At 67.0% G+C, this 14,936-nt stretch carries 12 protein-coding genes; 1 reads left to right on the top strand and 11 read right to left on the bottom strand.

All coding sequences use genetic code 11. The features are described from left to right. Positions 1 to 278: 278 nt before the first annotated feature. The 4 genes from METY_RS09460 to METY_RS09445 form a co-directional block, all read right to left on the bottom strand. Entirely contained in the window at positions 279 to 1,268 is a 990-nt protein-coding gene (locus METY_RS09460; protein ID WP_103121134.1) for a phosphatase PAP2 family protein, read from the bottom strand. A 79-nt stretch (positions 1,269 to 1,347) separates the two neighbouring features. Beyond that, positions 1,348 to 2,250 carry a PhzF family phenazine biosynthesis protein gene (locus METY_RS09455; protein ID WP_103121133.1) on the bottom strand — a complete coding sequence of 301 codons (903 nt, stop codon included), beginning with the start codon at positions 2,248 to 2,250 and terminating at the stop codon, positions 1,348 to 1,350. Positions 2,251 to 2,317: 67 nt separating this feature from the next. Further along, positions 2,318 to 3,166, bottom strand: a complete 849-nt coding sequence (gene pdxY / locus METY_RS09450) for a pyridoxal kinase PdxY (RefSeq protein ID WP_103121132.1) — start codon at positions 3,164 to 3,166, stop codon at positions 2,318 to 2,320. 96 nt (positions 3,167 to 3,262) lie between these two features. Next, entirely contained in the window at positions 3,263 to 3,784 is a 522-nt protein-coding gene (locus METY_RS09445; protein ID WP_103121131.1) for a DedA family protein, read from the bottom strand. A gap of 290 nt (positions 3,785 to 4,074) precedes the next feature. Here METY_RS09445 and METY_RS09440 point away from each other — a divergent pair, with 290 nt between their 5' ends. Then, positions 4,075 to 4,971 (top strand): AraC family transcriptional regulator, encoded by an 897-nt coding sequence (locus tag METY_RS09440; protein ID WP_103121130.1) that lies wholly within the window; start codon positions 4,075 to 4,077, stop codon positions 4,969 to 4,971. A gap of 3 nt (positions 4,972 to 4,974) precedes the next feature. On the opposite strand, the gene METY_RS09435 is transcribed toward METY_RS09440, so the two are convergent. The 7 genes from METY_RS09435 to METY_RS09405 form a co-directional block, all read right to left on the bottom strand. Further along, entirely contained in the window at positions 4,975 to 6,888 is a 1,914-nt protein-coding gene (locus METY_RS09435; RefSeq protein WP_103121162.1) for a putative bifunctional diguanylate cyclase/phosphodiesterase, read from the bottom strand. Positions 6,889 to 7,043: 155 nt separating this feature from the next. Continuing rightward, positions 7,044 to 8,063 carry a ketol-acid reductoisomerase gene (gene ilvC / locus METY_RS09430; protein ID WP_103121129.1) on the bottom strand — a complete coding sequence of 340 codons (1,020 nt, stop codon included), beginning with the start codon at positions 8,061 to 8,063 and terminating at the stop codon, positions 7,044 to 7,046. A gap of 35 nt (positions 8,064 to 8,098) precedes the next feature. Continuing rightward, complete coding sequence (locus METY_RS09425; protein WP_103121128.1) at positions 8,099 to 8,707, bottom strand: TetR/AcrR family transcriptional regulator C-terminal domain-containing protein; 609 nt, start codon at positions 8,705 to 8,707, stop codon at positions 8,099 to 8,101. A 174-nt stretch (positions 8,708 to 8,881) separates the two neighbouring features. Beyond that, positions 8,882 to 10,369 (bottom strand): M20/M25/M40 family metallo-hydrolase, encoded by a 1,488-nt coding sequence (locus METY_RS09420; RefSeq protein ID WP_160147337.1) that lies wholly within the window; start codon positions 10,367 to 10,369, stop codon positions 8,882 to 8,884. A 229-nt stretch (positions 10,370 to 10,598) separates the two neighbouring features. Continuing rightward, positions 10,599 to 11,153 (bottom strand): acetolactate synthase small subunit, encoded by a 555-nt coding sequence (gene ilvN, locus METY_RS09415; protein WP_103121126.1) that lies wholly within the window; start codon positions 11,151 to 11,153, stop codon positions 10,599 to 10,601. 150 nt (positions 11,154 to 11,303) lie between these two features. Then, positions 11,304 to 13,067, bottom strand: a complete 1,764-nt coding sequence (locus tag METY_RS09410) for an acetolactate synthase 3 large subunit (protein ID WP_103121125.1) — start codon at positions 13,065 to 13,067, stop codon at positions 11,304 to 11,306. A 296-nt stretch (positions 13,068 to 13,363) separates the two neighbouring features. Then, positions 13,364 to 14,779 (bottom strand): GGDEF domain-containing protein, encoded by a 1,416-nt coding sequence (locus METY_RS09405; RefSeq protein ID WP_160147336.1) that lies wholly within the window; start codon positions 14,777 to 14,779, stop codon positions 13,364 to 13,366. Between the last annotated feature and the right edge of the window lie 157 nt (positions 14,780 to 14,936).

Below are 14,936 nucleotides of genomic sequence, written 5' to 3'. Positions count from 1 at the left end.
TTCGGGATCCGGGCGGCTCGGCCGGCTCAGATGTGGCCGTCAGCGGGCTCGCGGCGTCGCGTGCTGGGTCGGGTCTCGGCGTCCCCTGAGCGCCAGGGCGACAAAGCCCGGCCGGCCCTCAGGGGCGCGTAAGGAGAAGTCGGCCGGCGAACGGGCGCGCGGAGGCGTCGGCCGCGACGGCCGTCGTCCGATCCACGATGATGTCGCCGCTCGCGCGCATGACGCCTGTCCGAAGTCCGCAAAGCAAACGCCGGACGCAGCCGGCGCGAAGGCCACGTTTACGCTCGTTGCACGCGGCGATCAACGGGTAACCCCGCGGGAGACCGGGCCAGCGAGGGCTGTGCAGCGGCCGGTATCGCGCGGTCGGAAGCTTCCGACCGCAAGAAGAGGCGTTTCGCGATCACCGCAGAACAGGCTGCGAGCGTTACGCCTGCGATGACGTCCACGGCATAGTGGCTTGCGTGCGAGACGGCGGCGGCAGCCATCGCCACGTTGAGAGCCAGCGCCGGCCAGCGAAAGGTCGGGCTCCGCCATGCGCCCCAAACGCACAAGGCTGCAACGCCGGCGTGAACCGAAGGAAAGGTGAGTATTCCTGCGGCATGGTTCAGGCTCAGCACGAACGTCGGATCGTTCCGCACGCCGTTGAATTGGTCCAAGAACGCGAAGCTGTACCAGGTGTTGATGCTTTTCATGTCCGCGTGGCCGACGCCGTAGGTGGCGTAAGCTCCCGTTGCGGGGAACCACACGCTGACCAGCGACGCCGAAGCGCAGAGGACCATGAAGGCGAAGACCAACGCGCAGGCGCGTGGGGTTTGCCCCGCAAGCGCGAGGCAAACGGGGATGAGCAGCATTTGGGGACTGAAAGCGGAATAGGAGTACCGCAGGCTTTCAGCGAGCCATGGGCGTGAATCGACGAAGGCGATGAACGCGCGCCAATTGAAACCGATCGCGGCGTCCCACCTCGCCAGGGTCGCGTCGGCCAGCGGCTGCGCCGCTCCGATGGCTGCGTAGGTGAGCGCAAGTGTTGGCGACATCGCCAATAGACCCACCGCGAACACAGCGAGCGCGTCGCCCAACCGCGGCGCTTCCCGCCAGTGCGCGAACGCCGAAAGCGCCAAGAAGGGCATAATGCAGAGGGTGAATGCTATAAACGAGCGGTAATCGACCGACACGTTGCTCGCGGCGAGAGCTAAAAGCGTGAGCGCGTAGTTAAGCGCCAGGGCCGCAAATAGCCGTCGGCGCGCGCTGTCCGGTTCTTTCGGCCGCATCGTGGAGGTCTCTTGGTCTCTTCCGGACCATTCAGACGCCTACATCTCTAAAAATTCCCTCTCTGCTACTGCTCCCGCGTCAGCCGAGCAGCGTTCCCTCCGCGACGACGACGGCCGATCCGCCGACCGATGCGGTCACAAGTTGGCCGCCGGCGACATCAAGCCCGAGTTCGATCGAGCTGGGGCGGCCCATTTCGTAGCCTTGCTCGATCTTGATGAGGTGAGCGCCATCCGCAGGTCTTTCGAACGCCATGACGACGCCGGCAAATGCGGCTGCGGCGGAGCCTGTCGCCGGATCTTCGGTGATCGCCGGCTCGAGCATACGAGCGTGAAAACTATTGGCGGCGTCGGCCGTCTCGCGAGTGTAGACGAAGACCGCTGAATTCCGGTCGTCCCCGAATGCGCTCGCCCACAGCGCGCTGTCCGCCTGCACGCGGGCGACAGTGGCGGCGTCTTTCACCGGTACGAAGGTGAAGGGATTGCCCGCCGAGAACCGCGCCAGCTTATGAGCGCCGAAGCCGATGTCCGCCGCCTCGATTCCGAGCGCGGCCGCGGCCGCCTCCTCCGACGACGGCTCGCCGGCGGAGGTAGGGAGCCTTGGCAGGGTGAACGTAGCGCGGCCAGCGGTCTTGCTCGTCAGCAGCACACGGCAATCGATGACGCCGATCGCCTCCTCCACCTCGAACGCGCCTTCCGCGCCCTTGGCGCCGACGCCCGTCAAAAGGCCGAGAAGTACGGCTGCGCCAACGGTTGGATGGCCTGCGAAGGGCAACTCCTTGTGCGGCATGAAGATGCGCAGCCGCGCCTTCCGGCCGTCGACCTCCGCCGGCAGCAGGAACACCGTCTCCGAGAGGTTGAACTCGCGCGCGATCACTTGCATCCCGGCGGCGTCCAGGCCTTCCGTGTCGAGCACCACGGCGAGCGGGTTCCCTGCAAAGGGACGATCGGCGAAGACGTCGAGAATCACATACCGACGGCCCATGAAAACCTCCTCCTGAAGACCCATAGCCTGCGGGAAACCGGCGCGGCGCTTTGCCCGCTACGCCGCTCTACACCCGCTCTGGCTGGAACAGCCGGCTCGGGCGCACGAACTCGTCTTGCGCAGCGATCGTGAGGATCTCGCGGGAGCCGGCCTCGGCGGTGGCTTTCAGCAGTCCGTAGACGGACGATCCCGCAAGCGACAGCGCCTGTGCGGCCGAGCCGGTCGTGGACAGATGCACGAAAAACAGGGCCGCGATCGCGTCGCCCGCGCCGTTTACCGAGAGCGGCAGCAGCGGGGTGCGGAGGCGGAAGGCGCCCTCCCCGTCGACCGCGAGCAGATCGATCGCGTCCTCCGGCGTTTCGGGCGTCCGCAGGCTGGTGACCAGCGCCGCCCTCGGGCCCCGCGCCCTCAGGGCGTCGACTGCGGCGACGGCCGCGCCGAGCGAGCCGATCGTGACGCCGGTCAGGTACTCCAGTTCGAACTGGTTTGGAGTAACGACGTCCGCGGCCGGCAGGGCGCGGTCCCGCATGAACTCCGGAATGCCCGGCCGCACGAACACGCCGCGGCCGACGTCGCCGATCACCGGATCGCAGCAGTAGAGCGCTTCGGGGTTCGCCGCGCGCACGCGGCCGACCGCGTCGAGGATCGCCTCGCCGATCGCCGCGTCGCCCATGTAGCCGGACAGCACCCCGCCGCAGGACGGCAGGACCCCCCGCTCCTCGACGCCGGTCACCACCTCGCGGATGGCCTCGGCGGGAAACACGGGGCCGCGCCAGGCGCCGTAACCCGTGTGATTCGAGAACTGCACGGTGTTGATCGCCCAGACCTCATGGCCGAGACGCTGCATCGGGAACGCCGCGGAGGCGTTGCCGACGTGGCCATAGGCGACGTGAGACTGGATCGACAGGATGTTCATCAGCGCGCCCCGCTCTTGCCGCGCCGGTTCTAGCGCCGCTCCCGCCGGCCCGTCGAGTTCCGATCGGTGATTGCGACGATCGTCCGCGCTGATGCGTCAGGCGAAGTAGTCGCGCAGGAAGACGCCGCCTGGCGCGAGCAGGATGTAGGCCCAGACAACCGCGGAACTGGCGTTCGCCGCCTGAAAGCGAACCTGCCCCATCTCGAACATGCCGGCGACGAAAGGCACGAAGGACCGGATGGGGCTGATGAAGCGGCCGACGAACACGCCCGGCGCGCCCCACTTCTGCACGAAGTGCTGCGTACGATGAATGATCTCTGGCCGGCTTTTGATCGTCTTCCATTCCAGCACCCGGTCCTTCAGGCGATAGCCGAGCGCATAGGACGCCCAGTCCCCCAGAAAGCCGCCAAGCGCGACGCCTGCGAAGATCGGCCAGAACGCGATGTTGCTTGCGCCGATCAACGCGCCGACGCCGACGAACAGCGGCGTCGAGGGAACCGCGAGCGACAGCCCGACGATCGATTCGAGGAAGGCGAGAACGAATACGATCACCGGCGCCCAGGCTTCGTGCTCCCGCACGAACTCGAGCACCGTCGTCATCACGCTGTCGAAGGTCATTGGGGGCCGGGGATCTCGAGGGTGGCGGAGAAGCCGGCGTTTCTCCCCCGTTTTCGTCAGCGACGCAACGCGAGCGGAAGAAACGATCGCTTTACCGAGCGGTCGGGTCGCATGTTCCGGTACACGACGCGCCGACGCCCCGATCCTCCGGAAATCTTGCACGATCCTCCGAACGTGATGGCGCGGCTCTAGCCTAGGCTCGCGTCGCCCTCCTATGTTGCGGCGCGACGATGCAATCCTCCGGCGCTGCGATCCGAGCACGCGGCGGGGATCGACAAGGAGATGCGGCGATGGCCGACACCACCGAACTCGCGGCGATGATTGCGCGATACGCCACGGAAGACGGCGTCACCGCGACGGCGGTCCCGCGCCTTTCGCTGTTTCGGTCCTCACAGCCGACCGAGCCCGTCCACGCCCTTTACGAGCCCGCGTTCTGCATCATCGCCCAAGGCCGCAAGCAGGTGATGCTGAACGGCGCGATCTACGGCTACGATCCTGCGCGCTATCTGGTCGTCTCGGTCGATCTGCCCATTGTCGCGCAGGTCACCGAAGCGTCGGACGCCGAGCCGTACCTCGGGCTGCGTCTGGATCTCGATCCCGCAGCTTTAAGCGCGATGATGATCGAGCACGGATTGGACCGCCGCGACCTTCCCGCCGGGCCGGGTTTAGGGCTTGCGCGGATGACGCCGGACCTGATCGACGCCGTCGTGCGCCTGACGCGGCTGCTGGATCAGCCGGACGACATCGGCGCCCTCGCCCCGCTTGTCGAGAAAGAGATCCTTTACCGCCTCATGACGGGCGATCAGGCGTCGCGGCTGCGCCAGATCGCGCTGGCCGACAGCAAGCTCGGCCAAGTGAACCGGGCGATCGACTGGATTCGGCGCAATTTCCGCGAGCCGTTCCGCATCGACTCGGTGTGCGACGCCGCCGGCATGAGCCCCTCCGCCTTGCACGCGCATTTCAAGACGGTGACCGCGATGAGCCCGCTGCAGTACCAGAAACAGCTGCGGCTGCAGGAGGCCCGACGGCTGATCCTGAGCCAGGCCCGGGACGCGGCCTCGGCCGGTCACGCCGTCGGCTACGACAGCCCCTCTCAGTTCTCACGGGAGTACAGCCGCTTGTTCGGCGCGCCGCCTCTGCGCGACGCCGCGAAGCTGCGTGAGGCGCCGGAGCTTTCCATCGGCTGACGGTCAGGCCGCGAGGAGCGCGTCTCCGAGGCGGAGCGGGATGTCCTCCGCCTTGAGCGGAGGACTGAAGAGATACCCTTGCATCAGCCGGCACCCCAGCCCGGTCAGGATGTCGCGCTGGGTTTCCGTCTCCACCCCCTCGATCACGCAGGCGAGCTTCAGATTGCGACAGAGATCGACCATCGACCTCGTGATGTCCCGCGAGGTCGGGTCGCGTTCGATGTCGAGGATGAAGCCGCGGTCGATCTTGATCTCGTCCAGCGGTAGAAGCCTCACGTAGGTCAGGCTCGAATGTCCGGCGCCGAAGTCGTCGAGCGCGACGCCCACGCCAAGGGCGTGCAGGGCGTTCAGCGCGCTTTCCGCGAGCGCGAAGTCCCGCATGGCCGCCGTCTCGGTGATCTCGAACACGAGCCGTTTCGGATCAAGTCCTGATGCCCGCACCAAACCTATGATCCCAAGCATGGCCTCGGGCGAGAGGTCGCGCGCTGAAAGGTTGAAGGACAGGCCGACGTGATCCGGCCAAGCGGCCGCGTCGGCCAGCGCCCGCCGCAGCAGCGCCTGCGTGATGTAGTTGATCAGTTCGCTGCGCTCGGCGACTGGGATGAAATCCGCCGGCGACACGACCCCCGCCGTCGGCGACGTCCAACGCGCCAAGGCCTCGAGCGAACCGACCTTGCCGGTGCGCGCATCGACGATCGGCTGGTAGTTCAGCGAGAACTCCCGGTCGATGTCCGCGCTCATGAGCGCCTGCTCGACCGCGTGGAATCGGCGGATCGCGGTCTCGTGCTCCGCAGAGAACATCACGGGATGGCCGCGCCGGGCGCCCTTGGCGAAATAGAGAGCGTAATCCGCGCGCTCGTACAGCAGCTTCGCCGACCCGCCGCATTGGTCGCTGGACACCAGACCCACTGACGCGGAGATCTTCGCCGAGCCGCCCTGAAGCGCAAAGGGGGCCTGCAAGGCCGCGCACATCCGCTCCGCAAAACCGAGCGCTTCGGCGTCGCTGACGCTCCCTGCGAAGATCACCGCGAACTCGTCGCCGCCCAGCCTGCTGATGAAGGTGTCGTCTCCCGCGGCCGCCGCCAAGCGGTCCCCCGCTTCGATGAGCACCTTGTCGCCCGCGATATGGCCGTAGAGGTCGTTGATGGGCTTGAACCCGTCGAGGTCGATGACGCCCACCACGAAGCGCCCCCGACTGCCTACGTTTTCGATCGCCTCGTCGAGGCGCGCGAAGAAGCGACGACGATTGGGAAGCGACGTCAGACTGTCGAGATTGGCGAGGCGGTAGTTCTCGTCGCTCAGCCGCTTCGTTTCCAATTGACCGAGGATCATCTCCCGGAAGCTTCGGGAGTGCACGAAGAGCATCCGCACCATGGCCGCGCTGACGAGCGCGAGATTGACGCCGATCGCGACGAGCGTCGGTTGACCACGCGTTAGGAGGAAGAGCGTCAAGGCCGGCACGACCGCCAGGGTCACGCCGAGCGCAGCCGTTCGTGCGTGGAGCTGGCAGAAGATGCAGCTCACCACGGTGAACCCGCAAAAGAAGATGACGTGGGCCTGCAGGAATGGGTCGCTGTATTGGAACAGAGCGAGCGCCCAGCCGAGAAAGCCCGCGCCGAGCACAGGACCGAGGATGTTCGCGGTCCGCAACGCCCTGCGCGCAGCGGGGTAATCCATCGGCCGGTTGCGGCGCCGCGCCCATGTTACGATCCGCAACGTGCAGATTGCGATGAGGACCGCCGGCGCCGCCACGGCGAGAGCCAGCGGCGCGACGCGCAGATGCGAAGCCGCGAGGGTGACCGCGCTGATCGTGAGGATGACGTAGAGAACGGGGACTTGGCGCGCGTAGGCTTCGAGCACGGCCCGAAGATAGGCCGCCTCGGTCGGATCGACGGCTTCGCTATTATGAAGGCGCATCGTCAGGTCCAATGAAGGGGATGACGATCCTCACGCAGAAGAAGTGGAACGACGGTTAAGGCGCTCAGTTCAACGAAGGATCGAGGCCTCGATCCAATTCCGCCGCGCCCGAGGGGCGAAGGGCCCAAAGTCTGCTCCGGGCCCTTCTGTGCGTCTTAGTTCTTGGCCTTGTCGACCATGGCCTTGGCCTTGATCCACGGCATCATGGCGCGGAGCTTCTCGCCGACCTCTTCGATCTGGTGAGCGTCGTTCTTCGCGCGGGTCGCCTTGAACGAGGTCTGGTTGACCTTGTTCTCCAGCATCCAGTTGCGGGTAAAGATCCCGCCCTGGATGTCGGCCAGCACGCGCTTCATCTCGAGCTTGGTCTCGGGGGTGATGATGCGCGGTCCGGTGACGTACTCGCCGTACTCGGCGGTGTTCGAGATCGAGTAGTTCATGTTGGCGATGCCGCCCTCATAGATGAGGTCGACGATCAGCTTCACCTCGTGGAGGCACTCGAAGTAAGCCATCTCGGGAGCGTAGCCCGCCTCGACCAGCGTCTCGAAGCCGGCGCGGATCAGCTCGACGAGGCCGCCGCAGAGGACGACCTGCTCGCCGAACAGGTCGGTCTCGCACTCTTCCTTGAACGTGGTCTCGATGATGCCGGCGCGGCCGCCGCCGATGGCCGAGGCGTAGGACAGGCCGATGTCGTGCGCGTTGCCGGTGTAGTCCTGGGCGATCGCGATCAGCGACGGCACGCCGCCGCCCTTCTGATACTCGCCGCGGACGGTGTGACCCGGGCCCTTGGGAGCCACCATCAGGACGTCGATGTCCTTGCGCGGCTCGATCAGGTTGAAGTGCACGTTGAGGCCATGCGCGAAGAGAAGGGCCGCGCCCTCCTTCATGTTGCCCTCAAGGCTCTCCTTGTAGATGTCCGCCTGCAGTTCGTCCGGGGTCAGCATCATGACCACGTCGGCCACCTTCGCGGCCTCGGCCGGCGACATGACCTTGAAGCCTTCCGCTTCGGCCTTCTTCGCCGAAGCGGAGCCCGGCCGCAGGCCGATGATCACGTTCGTCACGCCGCTGTCGCGCATGTTGAGCGCGTGCGCATGGCCCTGGCTGCCGTAGCCGATCACGGCGACGGACTTGCCCTTGATGAGGTTGATATCGGCGTCGCGGTCGTAATAAACGCGCATCCTGAGGCCCTTCCCTATGGGAGTTTTCGTGGAGATCAGCCGGCCTTCGCCGGCGTTTTCGTCGCCCCATACAGGGCAAGGAACTGTTGGACGGCGCGCCGCGCGTCGTCGGCTATGGCGGCGTCGTCGATCGTGAACCGGTCGCCGAGCAGCAAGCGGATCTGAACGTCCCGGCCCACGAGGCCGAAGAAGGTGCGGAACGCCTCCTCGGCGTCGTCGAAGGCGACCAGTCCAGCGCTCCGCGCGTCCAGCAGCAGGCCTTTGAGCCGCTCCCCGATCGCGAAGCGCCCGTTCGCCAGCACGATCCCGCCCAGGGTCTCGGCCTGCCCGATCGCCACGCGGTTCAGGGCGACCGAGGTCTCGGACGAGATCACGCTCAGCCAGTTCGCTGCGAAGCCCTCGAGGCTCTCCCGCAACGCGCCGGCGTCGAGATGCTGGCGGTCGTAAGCGCCGGCCCGGACCTTGGACGCCTGCCAGCGGACGGTCTCGGTGAGCAGCCCGTCGCGGTCGCCGAACCACTTGTAAAGCGTTTCCTTGGAGCAACTCGCGCTGCGAGCGACAGCCGTCATAGTGAGAGCCGCGGCGCCCTTTTCGACGAGAAGCGCGAGCACGGCGGCGAGCACAGCTTCGCGCCGCTCCGTCATTCCCTCGCTCTGACCGTCTCGACCGCCGCCGTCCATCTTGCCGTACCGTACGTTACGGTTCGGTCGTATGGCCCATTCCGCCGGGCTGCGCAAGCCTGATCTCGCGCGAGCCACGCCCGGTCTAAGTCTTCCCCGTACAGACCAGGGCGCGTCTGCGCGCGAGCCTCGCCGGCGTCAGCGCACCAGCTTCGGCCCGCGGTACTCCGCCTTCGCGGCGGCGTTCGGACGAGGCTGAGACGATCGGGCTGTGGGGGCGGCCCGGACGTCTTCCTTGGTCATGGCGAAGGTGTACACCGCGTGCGCGGCGGCCTTGGCCATCTGCCGGAGCACGCCGGGGTTCACGTTGGCGATCGTGTCGCACGCCTGATGGTAGCAGGCGTCATAGGGCTCGCCCGCCGCGCCTCCGAACCGCTCCGCTTCGGCCGCCGACTTCCGGTCCTCCGCGCCGGAGAACAGACCGCCCGCAGGGATGCCGGCCTCGATGAAGGCGAAATAGTCTGAGCGTCCATCGAACAAGCTCGGCGCGCTCGGAAGGTTGCGGCTGTCGAAGAAGTCCGTGAAGACCTGCTCGATGATGTCCGAGCCGGGCGGGCCGGGATCGCCGATCGAGCCGTCGCCGTCGTAGACGAACCGCACGAAGTTCGGCGAACCCAGCATATCGAAGTTGAGGTTCAACGCGATCTTCGCGCGCTGGGCGTCCGTCAGTTGCGTGACGTAGTGCGTCGACCCGCGCAAGCCAGATTCCTCGCCGCCCCAGAAGGCGAAGCGGACGGTGTTCTGCGGCTGGAGGCCGAGCGCCTTGAGCTCGCTTGCGATCGTCAGCAGCGCCGCCGCGCCTGAGCCGTTGTCGTTGATCCCCGGCCCCGCCGCGACCGAGTCGAGGTGGGCGCCGACCACGACGGTCCGGTCGGCGTTGCGCCCCGGCAATTCGGCGATGACGTTGTAGCTCGCGACCGTCTCCGTGGTTGCGTCCACCACCAGCCGAACACGAACGGCGCCGTTGAACGACTGCTCGTAGAGTCGCCGCCCGAGCGCGTAGGTGGCGCCGACCACCGGAATCGCCACCCGCTCGCTGAACGTCGGGACGAGAAGGTCGTCCCTCCCGGGCTGCCCTTCGTTGAAGATGATTGCGCCGATTGCGCCGGCGGCCTCCGCCAGCCGCACCTTCTGAAGGAACGAGCACGTGCCGCGCTGGATCAGCGCGATGCGGCCCGACACGGCGTTGAAATCACGCGCCAGACACCCGCTTGTCGAGCCCGGTTCGGCGGGCGGCGGCACCTGAGTATGCCCCACCCGCGCGACCAATCCACGGACGTCGCCCTTCCCGGAGTACTCCGCGGTCGCAAAGTCGACGTCGGGCGTGAACGTGGTCGGATCTGGCCCGATCCTGTTGAAGACCGGTGGGGCGTTCTCAGTGAACAGGTCGAACTCGAACGGTCGGGCCTGAGCGTCGTAGCCCGCCGCCGCCAGGGCGCTGCGGACGTAACGGACGCTGTCGAGGTATCCAAGAGTTGCCGAGGCGCGATTGCCGCCGCGCCGCTCTGCAATCGCCTGCAACTCCCGCAGATGGACGAGGATTTTCGTGTCGTCGACCTTCGACACCAACCGGTCGGTGCGAACCGGTTCGAACGCCTGAGCGGCGGTCGCGAGGCCGACCGCCAAGCACGCTGCGGCTAGACCCGTTTTGGCCCCACGAAACATCCGATCCCCCATGCCCGAAGAGCGCGCCCCTTTCGTTCGACGGACAAAAAGGGGTGCAGGCACAGGAACTCTATCCAGCGCGCAAACGACGGTCCACGTCGCGCGGAAGGTGCCGCCGCGCATTTCCGCCACATTTCCAAGGAGCGTTAAGGATGTCTTCCGGGAACCGTCGGACGGGGTCGCCCTCGGATCAGGCCGCCATGCCCTCGGGGCCGCGAGCGATCGCGGCGACGCCGGTGCGCGCCACCTCCACGAGGCCGAGCGGCACCATCAGCGAGATGAACTGATCGAGCTTGTCGGGCTTGCCCGTCAGCTCGAACACGAAGCTTTCGGTCGTCGCGTCGATCACCCGGGCGCGGAACGCCTCGGCGATGCGCAGAGCCTCGACGCGATCGTCGCCTTTGCCGCGCACCTTCACGAGCAGCAGTTCGCGCTCCAGCGCCTTGCCGGTCAGCGTGAGGTCGACCACCGAATGCACCGGCACCAGCCGGTCCAGCTGGCTCTTGATCTGATCGACGACGCCGTCGGGACCCGTGGTCACGATGGTGATGCGGGAGAGATGGCTCTCGTGGCTGACCTCGGACACCGTCAGGCTGTCGATGTTGTAGCCGCGACCCGAGAACAGGCCGATGACGCGGGCGAGCACGCCAGGCTCGTTGTCGACGAGGATCGCGAGCGTGTGGCGGGCGAGCGGCGGATGCGCGTCGTCCATGAAGTAGGCGGAACCGGTCGGCAGAGGCGGCATGGGGTTCTTCTTATGCGTTGGACAAGGACGTCATCCCGGTCGTGCGGAGCGAGAGCCGGGATCGTCTTCCGAAGAAAAGGGCGCTCGATCCTGAGGACGGTCCCGGATCGGCCTTCGGCCGTCCGGGATGACGCGTCCTTCAGGCGCGGATCACACCAGCGCCTGGCCGGCGCCCGTGATCGCGGCGTTGATGCTCTCGTCCGCGTCGTCGTTGAGCAGCATCTCGTTGTGCGCCCGCCCCGAGGGGATCATCGGGAAGCAGTTCTCCATCTTGTCGACGAGGCAGTCGACGACGGCGAAGCCCGGCGCGTCGATCATCGCCTGGATGGCTGCGTCGAGGTCCGCGGGGTCCTGCACCCGGATGCCCGTGCCGCCATAGGCTTCCGCCAGCTTCACGAAGTCCGGCAGCGCCTCGGAGTACGAGTTGGAGTAACGGCCGCCGTGCAGCAGCTGCTGCCACTGCCGCACCATGCCCATGTACTCGTTGTTCAGGATGAACACCTTGACCGGCAGCTTGTACTGGACCGCGGTCGATAGCTCCTGAAGCATCATCTGGATCGAGGCTTCGCCGGCGATGTCGATGACGAGCGCGTCGGGATGCGCCTTCTGGACGCCCACCGCCGCCGGCAGTCCGTAGCCCATGGTGCCGAGGCCGCCGGAGGTCATCCAGCGGTTCGGCTCCTCGAAGCGGTAGTACTGCGCCGCCCACATCTGATGCTGGCCGACCTCGGTGGTGATGTAGGTCTTCCGGTTCTTGGTCAGCTCGTACAGCCGCTCGATCGCATGCTGAGGCTTGATGACCTCCTGCGAACCCCGGTAGCCGAGGCTCTTGCGCGCGCGCCAGCCGTCGACCTCGCTCCACCAGGAGGCGAGCGCGTCGGCGTCGATCTTGGCGGAAGTCGCTTTCCAGATCCGGATCATGTCGGCGAGGACATGGGCGACGTCGCCGATGATCGGGATCTGAACCTTGACGTTCTTGTTGATCTGCGACGGGTCGATGTCGATGTGGATCTTCTTCGAGTTCGGCGAGAACGCGTCGAGCCGGCCGGTGATGCGGTCGTCGAAGCGGGCTCCGATGCAGACCATCACGTCGCAATCGTGCATCGCGTGGTTGGCCTCGTAAGTCCCGTGCATGCCGAGCATGCCGAGCCACGCCGGGCCCGAAGCCGGATAGGCGCCGAGGCCCATCAGCGTCGAAGTCACCGGCGCGCCGGTGAGGGCCGCGAATTCGCGCAGCAACTCGCTCGCCCGCGGACCGGAGTTGATGACGCCGCCGCCGGTGTAGAACACCGGCTTCTTTGCGGAGGCGATCAGCTGCACCGCCGCCTTGATGCGCTCGATGTCCCCCTCGACCTTGGGCTGGTAGCTCTTATGGACGACGTTCTGCGGTCCGACGTAGGCGCCGGTCGCGAACTGGACGTCCTTCGGGATGTCGATGACGACGGGCCCCGGCCGGCCGTTGGTCGCGACGTAGAACGCCTCATGCAGGATCTGCGCGAGCTCGTTGACGTCCTTCACCAGGTAATTGTGCTTGGTGCAGGGCCGGGTGATGCCGACCGTGTCGCACTCCTGGAACGCGTCCGAGCCGATGAGATGCGTCGGGACCTGGCCGGTGATGCAGATCAGCGGGATCGAGTCCATCAGCGCGTCGGTCAGGCCCGTCACGGCGTTCGTTGCGCCGGGGCCGGAGGTGACGAGCACAAGGCCGGGCTTGCCCGTCGAACGCGCGTAGCCCTCGGCCGCGTGCGCCGCGCCCTGCTCGTGCCGGACGAGCACGTGCTCGACCTTGTCCTGCTGAAAAAGCGCGTCGTAGATCGGAAGCACCGCGCCGCCGGGATAGCCGAAGATGTGCTCGACGCCCTGATCCTGCAGCGCGCGGACGACCATCTCCGCGCCGGTCATCATCTCGGTCATGGCGTTTGTCCTTTCGCCGTATCGACCCTGAAACCACCCGACGCCGCGTTGGACGCCGGACAACAAAAAAGGGCCCGCTGGGGAGCCCTTGGCTTAGGCGTCATCACTCGGAAGCGAACCTATCTGGTCCGCTCCTGGGATGACGCCCTGCTTACGAGAATGAGATTGCGCGCCACGTGGCCGCTCCTGTCGTAAAGTTGCGCGGACGCTACGCGCGCGCCGTTCGCTCGTCAAGGCATAAAGCTTGCCCCAGTGATGAGCGCCGGCAGGCGCGGCGCCCGCATGCCGACCGAGGTTCAGTCGATGAAAACCGTCTCGAACTCGTGGTCGGGAGCCGCGACCGCCGCAGCCGGGGGGAGCATCGCCGGCCGCCGCAGCTCGTCGCCCGCGAACCGCCAACAGTTCCGGCCGGCGGCCTTCGCCTTGTAGAGCGCCTCGTCCGCAAGCAGCAGCAGCCGCTCCGACCCGGCGCCGTTGTCCGGCGCGAGCACCCCGCCGACGGTGACGCTCGGGCGGAGGGAGACGCCCTCGAGATCGCAGTCCTGGTAGACGTTGTCGACGACGCGTTTGGCGAGCCTCATGGCGTCCTCGACCGAGGAGATCGGCGCGATCACGGCGAATTCGTCGCCGCCTAGGCGCGCGACGACGTCGGTCGCCCGGAAGGAGGCGCGGATGCGCGACGACACCGCGATCAGCATCTTGTCGCCGCGCGCGTGGCCGAACGTGTCGTTGACCGCCTTGAAGTGATCGAGATCGACGAGCAGCAAAAGGAATCGCCGCTCCTGGCGGCGGGCCGCTTCGGCGTAGGCGTGCAGCATCTCGAGAAAGTGGGCACGGTTGGTGAGGCGCGTGAGCGCGTCGTGGCGCGCGCGGTAGGCGAACATCCGCTTAAGGCGCTGTTGCTCGAACACGACCGTCGCGACGACGATGCTCGGCGTCGCCAGCAAGGCGAGCGCGACGTAGCGCAGGATGTCGCCCGCCGCCGTGCGCGCGGGGCTAAACGGCTCCGGCCAGGGCGCGGCCGCGCCGTGCATGAGGAAGAGGACCGCGAAACCGAAAGCCGCGACCGTCGTCGCGAACAGGCCAAGCCGCAGCGCGAACCAGAGCAGAGCGACCGACGCCGCCAGGGCCGCCACCGGCCAGCCGGTCACGATCGAAAACTCGACCATGAGCATGGCGACCGCCGCCGCGCCGACATATTCCCAGGCGCGGGGCTCGCGTTCGTTGGTCACCTGACTGTCGAGAAAAGATTTCGACCGGTCCCTGCCTTGCGTGATGCTGATCGACAGCATCAGGGTCATCGAGACCACGCCGACCATCATCAGCGCGGCGAGCCGGACCCCGTCGAGCGCGCCGCCGCCGAGCATGGCCGCCGCTTCGACCGCCACCGCCGCAAGCGAGCTTGCGAGGGCGACGACGAGGAGCGCGCCCATCAGGCCGATGGGAGACGCGACCGCGCCACGGCGGCGCATCAGCTGGAAGGCGAGCACGCCGACCGCGATCGTCGCGACGTCGCGCGCGCCGGCCCAGAGCGTCGCCTCCGGCGGAAAGCGAAAGAGCAGGCCCATGACGATGTGGACCGCGAACAGCTTCAGCAGATCGATCGGATCGAGCCGATCGCCCGTGCGCACCAGCATGCCGACCGCCGCCGGCGCCGCGATCAGGAGCAATGGATACCCCGCGGCCCCGACGCCTATGATCTGATCGGCCAAGAGGCCGACCGCGTAGCACAACGACAGGGCGGCGCTACGATTTCGTATTCGCGGGACTCGAACGAACGCACGCACATCACGCAGCTTGAACATGGGGCGGGGGCACCTGTGACTGGCCTTCACAATGCCACGCACGCCCTAAGCCGGGGTTCGCGAC

Origin of the sequence: Methylopila sp. Yamaguchi, from assembly GCF_002897035.1 — a bacterium.
In the GTDB taxonomy this organism is placed as follows: domain Bacteria; phylum Pseudomonadota; class Alphaproteobacteria; order Rhizobiales; family Methylopilaceae; genus Methylopila.
Note: the sequence above shows the minus strand (reverse complement) of the source record. Positions and strands in the feature narration are given on the sequence as shown.

What these genes read in the sequence shown, in the direction of transcription:
- METY_RS09460 (WP_103121134.1), bottom strand. Translation starts at nt 1,268, where the DNA reads ATGCGGCCGAAAGAACCGGACAGCGCGCGCCGACGGCTATTTGCGGCC.
- METY_RS09455 (WP_103121133.1), bottom strand. Translation starts at nt 2,250, where the DNA reads ATGGGCCGTCGGTATGTGATTCTCGACGTCTTCGCCGATCGTCCCTTT.
- pdxY (WP_103121132.1), bottom strand. Translation starts at nt 3,166, where the DNA reads ATGAACATCCTGTCGATCCAGTCTCACGTCGCCTATGGCCACGTCGGC.
- METY_RS09445 (WP_103121131.1), bottom strand. Translation starts at nt 3,784, where the DNA reads ATGACCTTCGACAGCGTGATGACGACGGTGCTCGAGTTCGTGCGGGAG.
- METY_RS09440 (WP_103121130.1), top strand. Translation starts at nt 4,075, where the DNA reads ATGGCCGACACCACCGAACTCGCGGCGATGATTGCGCGATACGCCACG.
- METY_RS09435 (WP_103121162.1), bottom strand. Translation starts at nt 6,888, where the DNA reads ATGCGCCTTCATAATAGCGAAGCCGTCGATCCGACCGAGGCGGCCTAT.
- ilvC (WP_103121129.1), bottom strand. Translation starts at nt 8,063, where the DNA reads ATGCGCGTTTATTACGACCGCGACGCCGATATCAACCTCATCAAGGGC.
- METY_RS09425 (WP_103121128.1), bottom strand. Translation starts at nt 8,707, where the DNA reads ATGACGGAGCGGCGCGAAGCTGTGCTCGCCGCCGTGCTCGCGCTTCTC.
- ilvN (WP_103121126.1), bottom strand. Translation starts at nt 11,153, where the DNA reads ATGCCGCCTCTGCCGACCGGTTCCGCCTACTTCATGGACGACGCGCAT.
- METY_RS09410 (WP_103121125.1), bottom strand. Translation starts at nt 13,067, where the DNA reads ATGACCGAGATGATGACCGGCGCGGAGATGGTCGTCCGCGCGCTGCAG.